This window comes from Oceanobacillus caeni, from assembly GCF_019037185.1.
GTDB lineage: Bacteria > Bacillota > Bacilli > Bacillales > Amphibacillaceae > Oceanobacillus > Oceanobacillus caeni.
This window is the reverse complement of record NZ_JAHHXM010000014.1, coordinates 30,948-43,738: the sequence shown is the minus strand read 5'-3', so window position 1 is coordinate 43,738 and position 12,791 is coordinate 30,948. Positions and strand designations below refer to the sequence as shown.

22 protein-coding genes are annotated in these 12,791 nt (G+C 38.3%); all 22 read right to left on the bottom strand.

All coding sequences use genetic code 11. The annotated features are described in order from the left end of the window. Positions 1-20 precede the first annotated feature (20 nt). Positions 21-557: a 50S ribosomal protein L6 gene (gene rplF / locus KM885_RS09625; RefSeq protein WP_047185888.1), complete on the bottom strand. Its 537-nt coding sequence runs from the start codon at positions 555-557 to the stop codon at positions 21-23. 31 nt (positions 558-588) lie between these two features. Beyond that, complete coding sequence (rpsH, locus tag KM885_RS09620) at positions 589-987, bottom strand: 30S ribosomal protein S8 (protein ID WP_047185889.1); 399 nt, start codon at positions 985-987, stop codon at positions 589-591. Positions 988-1,017: 30 nt separating this feature from the next. After that, positions 1,018-1,203 carry a type Z 30S ribosomal protein S14 gene (locus KM885_RS09615; protein ID WP_047185890.1) on the bottom strand — a complete coding sequence of 62 codons (186 nt, stop codon included), beginning with the start codon at positions 1,201-1,203 and terminating at the stop codon, positions 1,018-1,020. Positions 1,204-1,233: 30 nt separating this feature from the next. Continuing rightward, on the bottom strand, positions 1,234-1,773 hold the full coding sequence (gene rplE, locus KM885_RS09610) for a 50S ribosomal protein L5 (protein WP_047185891.1): 540 nt from the start codon (positions 1,771-1,773) through the stop codon (positions 1,234-1,236). A gap of 26 nt (positions 1,774-1,799) precedes the next feature. Continuing rightward, entirely contained in the window at positions 1,800-2,111 is a 312-nt protein-coding gene (gene rplX / locus KM885_RS09605; protein WP_060668146.1) for a 50S ribosomal protein L24, read from the bottom strand. 35 nt (positions 2,112-2,146) lie between these two features. Further along, positions 2,147-2,515, bottom strand: a complete 369-nt coding sequence (rplN, locus tag KM885_RS09600) for a 50S ribosomal protein L14 (RefSeq protein WP_047185893.1) — start codon at positions 2,513-2,515, stop codon at positions 2,147-2,149. 42 nt (positions 2,516-2,557) lie between these two features. Further along, positions 2,558-2,821, bottom strand: coding sequence for a 30S ribosomal protein S17 (gene rpsQ, locus KM885_RS09595; protein WP_047185894.1), 264 nt, complete (start codon positions 2,819-2,821; stop codon positions 2,558-2,560). 25 nt (positions 2,822-2,846) lie between these two features. Then, a complete protein-coding gene (gene rpmC, locus KM885_RS09590; protein ID WP_047185895.1) occupies positions 2,847-3,047 on the bottom strand; it encodes a 50S ribosomal protein L29 in 201 nt (66 codons plus the stop codon). Beyond that, positions 3,037-3,471 carry a 50S ribosomal protein L16 gene (gene rplP, locus KM885_RS09585; protein ID WP_047185896.1) on the bottom strand — a complete coding sequence of 145 codons (435 nt, stop codon included), beginning with the start codon at positions 3,469-3,471 and terminating at the stop codon, positions 3,037-3,039. Before rplP ends, rpmC begins: the two co-directional genes overlap by 11 nt. A gap of 20 nt (positions 3,472-3,491) precedes the next feature. After that, positions 3,492-4,133: a 30S ribosomal protein S3 gene (gene rpsC, locus KM885_RS09580; RefSeq protein ID WP_047185897.1), complete on the bottom strand. Its 642-nt coding sequence runs from the start codon at positions 4,131-4,133 to the stop codon at positions 3,492-3,494. 3 nt (positions 4,134-4,136) lie between these two features. Next, positions 4,137-4,478: a 50S ribosomal protein L22 gene (rplV, locus tag KM885_RS09575; protein WP_047185898.1), complete on the bottom strand. Its 342-nt coding sequence runs from the start codon at positions 4,476-4,478 to the stop codon at positions 4,137-4,139. Positions 4,479-4,497: 19 nt separating this feature from the next. Further along, positions 4,498-4,776: a 30S ribosomal protein S19 gene (gene rpsS, locus KM885_RS09570; RefSeq protein WP_060668147.1), complete on the bottom strand. Its 279-nt coding sequence runs from the start codon at positions 4,774-4,776 to the stop codon at positions 4,498-4,500. Positions 4,777-4,833: 57 nt separating this feature from the next. Then, positions 4,834-5,664, bottom strand: a complete 831-nt coding sequence (rplB, locus tag KM885_RS09565; RefSeq protein ID WP_047185900.1) for a 50S ribosomal protein L2 — start codon at positions 5,662-5,664, stop codon at positions 4,834-4,836. 30 nt (positions 5,665-5,694) lie between these two features. After that, positions 5,695-5,982: a 50S ribosomal protein L23 gene (gene rplW, locus KM885_RS09560; protein WP_047185901.1), complete on the bottom strand. Its 288-nt coding sequence runs from the start codon at positions 5,980-5,982 to the stop codon at positions 5,695-5,697. Beyond that, positions 5,982-6,605 carry a 50S ribosomal protein L4 gene (rplD, locus tag KM885_RS09555; RefSeq protein WP_047185902.1) on the bottom strand — a complete coding sequence of 208 codons (624 nt, stop codon included), beginning with the start codon at positions 6,603-6,605 and terminating at the stop codon, positions 5,982-5,984. The genes rplW and rplD overlap by 1 nt, the downstream gene beginning before the upstream one ends. Before the next feature lie 24 nt (positions 6,606-6,629). After that, the gene (gene rplC, locus KM885_RS09550) at positions 6,630-7,259 is read right to left on the bottom strand and encodes a 50S ribosomal protein L3 (RefSeq protein ID WP_047185903.1); all 630 of its coding nucleotides are present in this window, start codon (positions 7,257-7,259) and stop codon (positions 6,630-6,632) included. A gap of 30 nt (positions 7,260-7,289) precedes the next feature. After that, on the bottom strand, positions 7,290-7,598 hold the full coding sequence (gene rpsJ / locus KM885_RS09545) for a 30S ribosomal protein S10 (protein WP_047185904.1): 309 nt from the start codon (positions 7,596-7,598) through the stop codon (positions 7,290-7,292). Positions 7,599-7,945: 347 nt separating this feature from the next. Then, the gene (gene tuf, locus KM885_RS09540) at positions 7,946-9,136 is read right to left on the bottom strand and encodes an elongation factor Tu (protein WP_047185905.1); all 1,191 of its coding nucleotides are present in this window, start codon (positions 9,134-9,136) and stop codon (positions 7,946-7,948) included. A gap of 128 nt (positions 9,137-9,264) precedes the next feature. Beyond that, complete coding sequence (fusA, locus tag KM885_RS09535; RefSeq protein WP_060668149.1) at positions 9,265-11,343, bottom strand: elongation factor G; 2,079 nt, start codon at positions 11,341-11,343, stop codon at positions 9,265-9,267. Positions 11,344-11,389: 46 nt separating this feature from the next. Continuing rightward, a complete protein-coding gene (rpsG, locus tag KM885_RS09530; protein WP_047185907.1) occupies positions 11,390-11,860 on the bottom strand; it encodes a 30S ribosomal protein S7 in 471 nt (156 codons plus the stop codon). Between the two features lie 39 nt (positions 11,861-11,899). Further along, entirely contained in the window at positions 11,900-12,319 is a 420-nt protein-coding gene (gene rpsL, locus KM885_RS09525) for a 30S ribosomal protein S12 (protein WP_047185908.1), read from the bottom strand. A 129-nt stretch (positions 12,320-12,448) separates the two neighbouring features. After that, on the bottom strand, positions 12,449-12,706 hold the full coding sequence (locus KM885_RS09520) for a ribosomal L7Ae/L30e/S12e/Gadd45 family protein (protein WP_047185909.1): 258 nt from the start codon (positions 12,704-12,706) through the stop codon (positions 12,449-12,451). Positions 12,707-12,791: the final 85 nt, after the last annotated feature.

The following is a 12,791-nucleotide window of genomic DNA, read 5'->3' as shown; positions in this document are numbered from 1 at the left end:
CTTTCTGCTCTTAACCTTTATTACTTAGCAGTTTTACCTTCTTTACGGCGTACATATTCACCAGCATAGCGAATACCTTTACCCTTGTATGGTTCAGGTGGTCTGATCGCTCTGATGTTAGCTGCAACAGCACCAACTAGTTGTTTATCAATACCTTTTACAACAACTTCGGTATTCTTCGGTACATCGATTTCGATTCCTTCGATTTTTTCGATTTCAACTGGGTGAGAATAACCTGCATTAATAACAACTTTATTTCCTTGTTTTTGAACACGGTAACCAACACCAATGATTTCAAGAGATTTCTCAAAACCTTTACTTACTCCTTCAACCATGTTAGCGATGTTGCTTCGAGTAGTACCGTGTAGTGTGCGATGTTCTTTATGATCACTTGGGCGTTCAACAGTAAGAACATTACCATCTATATTAATCTTCATATCATGATGTATATCTAGTGTCAAAGTTCCTTTAGGGCCTTTAACAGTAATTGTATTCCCATCTTGTTTTACTTCTACACCTTCAGGGATTTCAATTGGCTTAAGTCCTATACGAGACATTCATGGCACCTCCTCTAATTAAAAATATTAATTACCAAACATATGCTAATACTTCGCCGCCTACTGCTTGAGAACGTGCTTCTTTATCAGAAAGCACTCCTTTAGAAGTGGAGACAATAGCAATTCCAAGGCCGTTTAGTACGCGAGGTACTTCGCTAGCTTTAGCATATACACGTAATCCTGGCTTACTGATACGTTTAATACCAGTAATAACCTTTTCTTCATTTTGACCGTACTTAAGGAAAATACGTAGAACACCTTGTTTGTTATCTTCAATTACTTCATAATCTTTAACGAATCCTTCACGTTTAAGAATATCCGCTATTTCAGCTTTAATTTTTGAAGATGGTAGTTCTAATTTTTCATGTTTAACCATGTTTGCATTACGAATACGAGTAAGCATGTCTGCAATTGGATCTGTCATAGTCATTACTAAAATACCTCCTTCCCGAATCGGGGATTACCAACTTGCTTTTTTGACACCAGGAATTTGACCTTTATAGGCAAGTTCACGGAAACAAATACGGCAAAGTTTAAATTTACGAATTACTGAATGTGGACGACCGCAACGTTCACAACGTGTATATTCACGAACTTGATATTTTTGTGGACGTTTTTGTTTCGCAACCATTGATTTTTTAGCCACAATTTTCCCTCCTTGTGTTAGCTCTTTAGCTTATTTTTGGAAAGGCATGCCTAGCCCAGCCAAAAGTTCACGAGCTTCTTCGTCAGTGTTAGATGTTGTAACAATAACGATATCCATACCACGAACTTTATTTACCTTATCATAGTTAATTTCTGGGAAAATTAGTTGTTCTTTAACACCCAATGTATAGTTACCACGACCATCAAAAGCCTTTTTAGAGATTCCACGGAAGTCACGTACACGTGGAAGTGATACTGAAATAAGTTTTTGTAGGAATTCGTACATGCGTTCTCCGCGAAGTGTTACCTTAGCGCCGATAGGCATACCTTCACGTAGACGGAAACCAGCGATTGATTTCTTAGCACGAGTAATAAGTGGTTTTTGACCAGAAATTAGAGATAATTCCTCAACTGCACTATCTAATGCTTTAGAGTTTTGAACAGCGTCACCAACACCCATATTGATAACAATCTTTTCTACTTTAGGCACTTGCATTACTGAATTGTAATTAAATTTATTCATTAAAGATGGTACAATTTCATCTTTGTATTTTTCTTGTAATTGATTCATCATGTCGCCCTCCTTCCTGCAGCGAATTATTTATCTAAAACTTCACCGGATTTTTTAGCGATACGTACTTTTTTTCCATCACGTAATTCATATCCTACGCGAGTTGGTTCACCAGTCTTTGGATCGATTGGCATTACATTAGAAACATGGATAGGTGCTTCAATGTTTAAAATTCCACCTTGTGGATTTTCTTGAGAAGGTTTTGCGTGTTTTTTAATCATATTTACGCCTTCTACTAGTACACGTTCCTTTTTAGGGAATGCTTCTAATATTACGCCTTCTTTACCACGATCTTTACCAGACAATACTTTAACTTTATCACCTTTTTTTACATGCATGCTTTACGCACCTCCTTGACACTAAGTTTACGATCTTATAGAACTTCTGGAGCTAGAGATACGATTTTCATGAATTTAGCATCACGTAATTCACGTGCAACAGGTCCAAAGATACGAGTTCCTCTAGGACTTTTATCGTCACGTACAATTACTGCGGCATTTTCATCAAAACGAATATATGATCCATCTTTTCGGCGAGCACCAGATTTGCTACGTACGATAACAGCTTTTACTACGTCACCTTTTTTGACAACGCCGCCTGGTGTTGCCTGTTTTACTGAACAAACAACAATATCACCGATGTTAGCCGTTTTACGACCTGAGCCACCTAATACTTTAATGGTTAACAATTCACGAGCACCAGAGTTATCTGCAACTTTTAAACGAGTTTCTTGTTGAATCATAACACTGTGACCTCCCTTCGGATTTTTTTAAGATCCGACTTATTATATAATTACAGCTTCTTCCACAACTTCGACTAGACGGAAACGTTTAGTAGCTGAAAGTGGACGAGTTTCCATGATTTGAACGATATCTCCAACTTTAGCTTGGTTATTCTCATCATGTGCTTTAAATTTCTTAGAATATTTCACACGTTTACCATATAATTTATGGTTTTTATAAGTTTCTACTAATACTGTGATAGTTTTATCCATTTTATCGGATACAACACGACCAGTGTAAACTTTACGATTATTACGTTCAGACATTTGAGGCTAACCTCCTCTCAGTTAATCAGTTATTAACGTTTAATTCACGTTGGCGAATGACTGTTTTCATTCTTGCAATTGCTTTTCTTACTTCACGAATACGTGCTGTGTTTTCCAATTGTCCAGTTGCAAGTTGGAAACGTAAATTAAATAGTTCTTCTTTTAATGATTTTACTTTTTGTTCAATTTCGGCAGTGGTTAGATCTCTAATTTCATTAGCCTTCATTGTTTTCACCACCAATTTCTTCACGTTTTACAAATTTAGTTTTAATCGGTAGTTTATGAGAAGCAAGACGCAGTGCTTCACGTGCAACCTCTTCAGATACACCAGCGATTTCAAACATAATTTTTCCTGGCTTAACGATAGCCACCCATCCTTCAGGAGCACCTTTACCGGAACCCATACGTACTTCTAAAGGTTTTTTAGTATACGGTTTGTCTGGGAATATTTTAATCCAAACTTTACCGCCACGTTTCATATAACGAGTCATCGCAATACGAGCAGCCTCGATTTGACGACTTGTAATTCTAGCAGGTTCAACTGCTTGTAAACCATACTCACCAAACGCTACGGAAGTACCACCTTTAGCTTGGCCAGTTAATTTAGCACGATGTTGCTTACGATGTTTTACACGTTTAGGCATTAACATAATGCAATTGCCCCCTTCCTTTATTTTTCTTTTTTAGTTGGAAGGACTTCACCACGATAAATCCACACTTTAACACCTAGCTTACCATAAGTAGTGTCAGCTTCTGCAGTGCCATAGTCAATGTCAGCACGTAGAGTGTGTAATGGTACCGTTCCTTCACTATAATGTTCCGCACGAGCGATATCCGCTCCTCCAAGACGACCAGATACTTGTGTTTTAATTCCTAATGCGCCACCACGCATAGCACGTTGAATCGCTTGTTTTTGAGCACGACGGAATGAGATACGATTTTCTAATTGACGTGCAATATTATCAGCTACTAATTTAGCGTTAATATCAACTTTTTTAACTTCCACAATGTTGATGTGTACTCTTTTACCAGTTAGTGCATTTAAAGATTTACGTAGAGCTTCTACTTCAGATCCGCCTTTACCAATTACCATACCAGGTTTACCTGTATGAATAGTAATATTTACACGATTTGCCGCACGTTCGATTTCAATAGAAGAAACAGCAGCAATCTTTAGGCGATTTTCAAGATATTCTCTAATCTTGATATCTTCATGTAATAAGTCTGCATAGTCTTTTCCAGCATACCATTTTGATTCCCAGTCTTTAATAATTCCCACACGAAGACCGGTTGGATGTACTTTTTGACCCACTAACTATCCCTCCTTCTTTTCTGTTACAACCACTGTAATGTGGCTTGTGCGTTTATTTATTCTGCTTGCGCGTCCTTGTGCACGTGGACGGAAACGTTTCAATGTTGGACCTTCATTTACATAAGCTTCTGATACTACTAAGTTATCAGTGTCCATTTCATAGTTGTGTTCTGCATTAGCAATAGCAGATTTTAATACTTTTTCTACTACTGGAGAAGCACCACGTTGTGTATGTTTTAAAATCGCAACTGCTTCACCAACGTTTTTTCCTCGAATTAGATCAACAACTAAACGAACTTTACGAGGAGCAATACGAACTGTTTTTGCAACGGCTTTAGCTTGCATGCATTAACGCCTCCTCTCATTAACGTTTTGTTTTCCTATCATCGCCAGCATGCCCTTTATAAGTACGAGTTGGCACGAATTCACCTAATTTATGTCCGACCATATCTTCGGTAATGTATACAGGAACGTGTTTACGTCCATCATAAACTGCGATTGTATGACCGATAAATTGTGGGAAGATTGTTGAACGACGCGACCAAGTTTTAACAACTTGTTTTTTATCAGTTTCGTTCAATGTATCAATCTTTTTTAATAAATGGTCATCTGCAAAAGGTCCCTTTTTTAAACTACGACCCATGGATAAACCTCCTTCCGCAATTGAAAGACGGGTGATATTTCCCGTCTGTGATTTCGTTTATTTTTTACGTTTACGAACAATATATTTATCAGACGGTTTGTTACGTTTACGAGTTTTGTAACCAAGTGTTGGTTTGCCCCAAGGAGACATCGGTGATTTACGTCCGATTGGTGCACGTCCTTCACCACCACCATGTGGGTGATCATTCGGGTTCATTACAGATCCACGAACAGTTGGGCGTTTACCTAACCAGCGAGAACGTCCCGCTTTACCGACTCTAATCAATTCATGTTCGACATTTCCTACTTGACCAACAGTTGCGCGGCATGTACTTAAGATAAGACGAGATTCACCAGATGCTAAACGAACTAGTGTGTATTTACCTTCACGTCCTAGAATTTGAGCCTCAGTACCAGCCGAACGAGCAAGTTGACCACCGTTTCCTGGCTTCAATTCAACATTATGAATGATAGTACCAACGGGGATATTTTCTAAAGGAAGTGCATTACCAACTTTAATGTCAGCATTTTCTCCTGATTCAACCTCTTGGCCTACTTTAAGTCCTTTTGGTGCTAAAATATAACGTTTTTCTCCATCAACATAATGGATTAATGCAATATTAGCAGTACGGTTTGGATCATATTCAATCGTAGCAACACGTCCTGGTATTCCATCTTTGTTGCGTTTGAAGTCAATAACACGATATTGACGTTTATGTCCACCGCCTTGATGACGAACCGTTAATTTCCCTTGGTTATTACGACCACCACGTTTATATAACGGAGCTAGTAGGGATTTTTCTGGTTGGTCTGTTGTGATTTCTGCAAAATCAGAAACAGACATATTACGACGACCGTTAGAAGTCGGTCTGTATTTTTTAATCGCCATCTTGTTTCCCTCCTTCTCTTAATTTACTTATTAAGCTTCAAAGAAATCTAGTTCTTTACTATCTTCTGATAGTTGAACGATAGCTTTCTTACGATTTGGGCGAAATCCGCCATAACGTCCCATACGTTTAAACTTACCTTTAAGGTTTAATGTGTTAACTTTAATTACTTTGACACCAAAGATAGATTCTACGGCATCTTTAATTTCAGTTTTATTTGCTTTAGTGGATACTTCAAAAGTGTATTTTTTTTCTCCCATTAAATCTGCGGAATGCTCTGTAATGACAGGGCGCTTAATAATATCACGTGGATCTTTCATTATGCAAGCACCTCCCCTGCTTTAACAGCTGCATCTTTAGTTAAGATTAGCTTGTCATGCGTAAGCAAGTCTAAAACATTTAATTCTTCTACTGTTAATACCTTAACAGATTGTAGGTTATTTGCTGAACGAGCAACAACTTCATCTCTATTATCAGTAACGATTAAAGCTTTATCTGCTACTTTTAATGCTTCTAACATGTTAACAACTTCTTTTGTTTTAGGGGCTTCAATAGAGATACCGTCTAAAACTACTAAGTTATCTTCTTTAACCTTAGAAGATAATGCAGATCTAAGAGCTAAACGACGAACCTTTTTCGGTAGTTTATAGCTATAGCTACGTGGTGTAGGTCCGAAAACAGTTCCACCGCCTACCCATTGAGGAGATCGAATTGATCCTTGACGAGCACGTCCAGTTCCTTTTTGACGCCACGGTTTACGTCCACCGCCGCTAACTTCTGAACGATTTTTAACTTTATGAGTTCCTTGACGTAAAGAAGCTCTTTGCATTACAACTGCTTCGTGTAATACATGAGTATTAGGTTCAATACCGAACACCGCATCGTTTAATTCAACTTCTCCTGCATTACTTCCATCTTGATTAAATAGTGCTACTTTAGGCATGACATATCCTCCCTTCGTCTGTAATTAGTTACCTTTTATCGCACTTGTGATTTTAACGTAAGATTTTTTCGCACCTGGAACATTACCTTTAATTAATAGTAGATTTTTTTCAGCATCTACACTAACAATTTCAAGGTTTTGGATTGTAACTTTTTCAGATCCCATATGTCCTGGTAGTTTTTTACCTTTAAATACACGCATAGCATCAATCGCACCCATAGAACCTGGTCCTCTGTGATAGTGCGAACCGTGTCCCATTGGTCCACGTTGTTGTCCGTGACGTTTAATTGAACCTTGGAATCCTTTACCTTTAGAAGTTCCTGTTACATCCACTTTTTCTCCAGCTTCGAAAACATCAACCTTAATTTCTTGACCTATTTCATAATCGTCAAGATTTGCGTTACGGAATTCACGAACGTAGCGCTTAGGGGCTGTATTTGCTTTTTCAGCATGACCTACTTCTGGTTTTTTTGTGCGAGATTGTTTTTTATCTGCAAAACCGATTTGTAGAGCCTCATAGCCGTCGTTTTCTAATGATTTCTTTTGTAAAACTACGTTTGGCTCAGCTTGAATAACAGTAACTGGTACTAATTCACCATTTTCCGTAAATAGTTGAGTCATGCCAATTTTACGACCTAAGATTCCTTTCGTCATCCGTTACACCTCCTATAATTAAACTTAGTTTTATAATTTAATTTCAATGTCCACACCAGACGGTAAGTCAAGTCTCATTAATGAATCAACCGTTTTTGGTGTTGGATCAACAATATCGATTAGACGTTTATGTGTACGCATTTCGAATTGTTCACGTGAATCCTTATATTTATGAACCGCACGTAAGACTGTATAAACTGATTTTTCTGTAGGCAATGGAATCGGTCCAGATACATTCGCTCCAGAACGTTTTGCTGTGTCTACGATTTTTTCAGCAGATTGATCTAATACACGGTGATCATATGCCTTTAAACGGATTCTGATTTTCTCTTTTGCCATTATTTTCCCTCCTTTACGCCCATATCATAACAGACATTCTCCGTGAAAATTCCTTGACAGCCAGCCATGGCAAAGGGGCCGGGCGTGCCAACAACCTCTCACATCATCACTTTATATGACCAACATTAATAGTATATCAAAAGCGATTGGCCAATGCAACCATTACTTTTAGGCTTTTTTTCGGTCACACATCTAGGTATTATACATACTCATATCAACAATTGCAAGTGATTATGGGATTTTTTTAATTTCGGAAACAAAATGCAGCATGATATTTCCTCCCAATGATAAATGGTATAAAAAAACAGGTAACGCAATTATTGCGTCACCTGTTTCAAAATAAGCATTTATTTAATGATTGTTGTTACAACACCTGATCCAACAGTACGTCCACCTTCACGGATAGAGAAGCGAGTACCTTCTTCAATAGCGATTGGAGAGATAAGCTCAACTGTCATTTCAGTGTTATCTCCAGGCATTACCATTTCAGTTCCTTCAGGAAGATTAATAACTCCTGTTACGTCAGTTGTACGGAAGTAGAACTGAGGACGGTAGTTAGAGAAGAATGGAGTGTGACGTCCACCTTCGTCTTTTGACAAAACATAAACTTCAGCTTTGAAGTTAGTATGTGGAGTGATTGAGCCTGGTTTAGCAAGCACTTGTCCACGGTTGATATCTTCACGAGCAACACCACGAAGTAGCGCACCGATGTTGTCACCAGCTTCAGCATAGTCAAGAAGCTTACGGAACATTTCAACACCAGTTACTGTAGTTTTGCTAGACTCTTCGTTAAGACCGATGATTTCAACTTCGTCCCCAACTTTAACTTGTCCACGTTCAACACGACCAGTTGCAACAGTACCACGACCAGTGATTGAGAATACATCCTCTACTGGCATCATGAATGGTTTGTCGTTGTCACGTTCTGGAGTTGGAACATATTCATCAACTGCGGCCATTAGGTCTACAATTGCTTGTTCGTATTTTTCGTCACCTTCAAGTGCTTTTAGCGCAGAACCGCTAATAACTGGTACATCATCACCAGGGAAGTCATATTCAGATAATAAATCACGAACTTCCATTTCTACTAATTCTAGTAATTCTTCATCGTCTACCATATCAACTTTGTTTAAGAATACAACGATTGAAGGTACACCTACGTTACGAGAAAGTAGGATATGCTCACGAGTTTGTGGCATTGGACCATCAGCAGCAGATACTACTAAGATAGCTCCGTCCATTTGTGCAGCACCAGTGATCATGTTTTTAACATAGTCAGCGTGACCTGGGCAGTCTACGTGTGCATAGTGACGAGTTTCAGTTTCATATTCAACGTGAGAAGTTGCAATTGTAATTCCACGTTCTTTTTCTTCTGGAGCACCATCAATTTGATCGTACGCCATAGCAGTACCAGATCCGTTTTTCTTATTCATTACTGTTGTAATCGCAGCAGTTAAAGTAGTTTTACCATGGTCAACGTGTCCAATTGTACCAACGTTAACGTGACTTTTAGAGCGGTCAAATTTTTCTTTAGCCATTTATAGTTCCTCCTTTAAGTAACAAAAATTATATTTTAAATTTTTATGTGTAACTAAGAAATAATAATTAAACTATTATTTCTTAGCCTTCATACATTTGTTATACGTTACATCTACAAAAAAATCAATTATTCTCCTGCATTTTTCTTAATAATTTCTTCAGCAATTGATTTTGGAACTTCTTCAAAGTGATCAAAATGCATTGAATATGTTCCGCGTCCTTGTGTATTAGAACGTAGAGCTGTAGCATAACCAAACATTTCAGATAATGGTACAAACGCTTTGATAATTTGTGCATTACCGCGAGCTTCCATACCCTCTACACGTCCACGGCGTGATGTAACATCACCCATAATGTCTCCCATGTATTCTTCTGGAATAGTAATTTCTACTTTTTCAATTGGCTCTAGAATAACAGGGTTACATTTGTTTTTGGCAGCTTTAAGTGCCATAGATGCAGCAACCTTAAACGCCATTTCGTTAGAGTCAACATCATGGTAGCTACCATCATATAGTGTAGCTTTTACGTCAATTAATGGATAACCAGCTAATACCCCATTTTCCATTGCTTCTTCAACACCTTGTTGAACAGCTGGAATGTATTCACGAGGTACAACCCCACCAACAATGTTGTTAACAAATTCAAAGCCAGCGCCTTCTTCATTTGGTTCAAATTTGATCCAAACGTGACCGTATTGTCCACGTCCACCAGACTGACGTACGAATTTACCTTCAACTTCAGCCGCTGCTCGGAATGTTTCACGATATGCAACTTGTGGGGCACCAACATTTGCTTCAACTTTGAATTCACGTTTTAAACGGTCAACAATAATATCTAGATGTAGTTCACCCATACCAGAGATGATTGTTTGACCAGTTTCTGGGTTTGTTTCAGTTCTGAATGTTGGATCTTCTTCAGCAAGTTTACCTAAAGCAATACCCATTTTATCTTGGTCAGCTTTTGTCTTAGGCTCAATAGCTACTGAAATAACTGGTTCTGGGAATTCCATGGATTCCAAGATTACTAAGTTCTTTTCATCACATAATGTATCCCCAGTTGCTGTGTCTTTCAAACCAACTGCTGCAGCGATTTCTCCAGAATAAACTGTTGAAATTTCCTCACGGTGGTTTGCATGCATTTGTAGAATACGTCCAACACGTTCACGTTTATCCTTCACAGAGTTCTTCACATAAGAACCAGAATCTAATGTTCCGGAATATACACGGAAGAATGTAAGTTTACCAACGTACGGGTCAGTCATTACTTTAAATGCAAGTGCAGAAAATGGTTCACTATCATCTGATGGGCGAGTTACTTTTTCTTCAGTTCCTGGAATGATACCTTCGATTGGAGGAATATCCGTTGGAGCTGGAAGATAATCAATAACTCCGTCCAACATCAATTGAACACCTTTATTTTTAAATGCTGATCCACAAAATACTGGATAGAATTCAACATTCAAAGTAGCTTTACGAATAGCGGTTTTTAACTCATCGATACTGATTTCTTCACCTTCAAGATATTTTATCATTAGGTCTTCATCAGATTCTGCTACCGCCTCAATAAGATTAGCTCGTAATTCTTCAGCTTGATCTCTTAATTCTTCAGGAATTTCACGAGATTCATCAGTAGTACCTAAGTCATCTAGGTAATAATGAGCTTCCATGTTGATTAGGTCGATGATTCCCTCGAATTGATCTTCAGCACCGATTGGTAACTGAACTGGGTGTGCGTTAGCACCTAGACGGTCTTTCAAAGTCTTTGTAGAATATAAGAAATCCGCACCAGTTTTATCCATTTTATTAATGAATACTATTCTTGGTACACCGTATGTTGTAGCTTGGCGCCAAACTGTTTCTGTTTGAGGTTCTACACCAGATTGTGCATCAAGTACTGTAACCGCACCATCAAGCACACGTAATGAACGTTCAACTTCAACTGTGAAGTCTACGTGACCAGGTGTGTCGATAATGTTAATGCGGTGACCTTTCCACTGAGCTGTTGTTGCAGCAGAAGTAATCGTAATACCACGTTCTTGCTCCTGCTCCATCCAGTCCATTTGCGAAGCACCTTCATGTGTTTCACCAATTTTATGAATACGTCCTGTATAGAAAAGAATACGTTCGGTAGTTGTTGTTTTACCGGCATCAATGTGTGCCATAATACCGATATTACGCGTCTTTTCCAAGGAGAACTCTCTAGCCATGTATTTCTCTCCTTTCTATTACAAACTAACTAATGTTCGTATACTATTACCAACGGTAGTGAGCAAATGCTTTGTTAGCTTCAGCCATTTTATGCATTTCTTCACGTTTCTTAACAGATGCACCTGTATTATTAGAAGCATCTAGAATTTCATTAGCAAGACGTTCTTCCATAGTTTTTTCTCCACGAAGACGTGAATAGTTTACTAGGTAACGTAATCCTAATGCTTGACGTCTCTCAGGACGCACCTCAACTGGTACTTGGTAGTTTGAACCACCAACACGACGAGCGCGAACTTCAAGTACAGGCATTACATTCTTCATTGCCTGTTCAAACACTTCCATTGGATTTTGTCCACTTCTCTCTTGAACAAGCTCAAATGCTTTATAAAGGATTTTTTGAGCTTTACCACGTTTACCATCAACCATGATTTGGTTAATTAAACGTGTAACTAATTTTGAATTGTATAGCGGATCTGGCAATACATCACGTTTTGGTACTGGACCTTTACGAGGCATATGACATCCTCCTTTCACTTAATGTTGATTTGAAATTAATTATTTTTTCGCTTTTGGCTTTTTAGTTCCGTATTTAGAACGACTTTGCATACGTCCTTCTACACCTGCAGTGTCAAGCGCACCACGAACAATATGGTAACGTACCCCTGGTAAGTCTTTAACACGACCTCCACGGATTAATACAACACTGTGTTCTTGTAGGTTATGGCCAATCCCTGGGATGTACGCAGTTACTTCCATGTTGTTTGATAAACGTACACGTGCATATTTACGTAATGCAGAGTTTGGTTTTTTAGGAGTTAGTGTACCAACACGAGTACAAACACCACGTTTTTGTGGAGAATTTACATCAGTTAATGATTTTTTAAAGCTGTTGTAACCTTTGTTAAGTGCTGGAGAGTCAGAAGCTTTAGATTTACTAACTCGACCTTTGCGTACAAGTTGGTTAATTGTAGGCATTTTTGTTTTCCTCCCTTCCTTGTTTAATACTGTAATATAATTGCAGTAACTAGATAGTTTTTCGGCATTTGTAATCCCACACATCCAGGCGGTTCATTTTATAGTAAAAAAATCCAGAGGCTTGACCTCTTAATTAATTACCTTTACCGCAACTACAGACGCATCAACTTCAATGCCACATACGACACCCAACTTCCTTTTGGAATCGACTGACTTACGTGGTATATCAAGTTCATCCGCTAAACTAGCTACTTTTTGCGTTATATGCTCATCAGCATCATTAGCAATAAACACTTCACTTACTTCGCCATTTTTCATAGCTTTCAGTGTTTGTTTAGTCCCAATTATTAGACGTGATTTGACTTGTGTTACTTTATCATAAGACATCTATCATCGTATCCTCCAAAGCAACAAGAATAATCGGAAGCACCTTGAATATAGTACCATTCTACTTTTTTAATGTCAATATCAA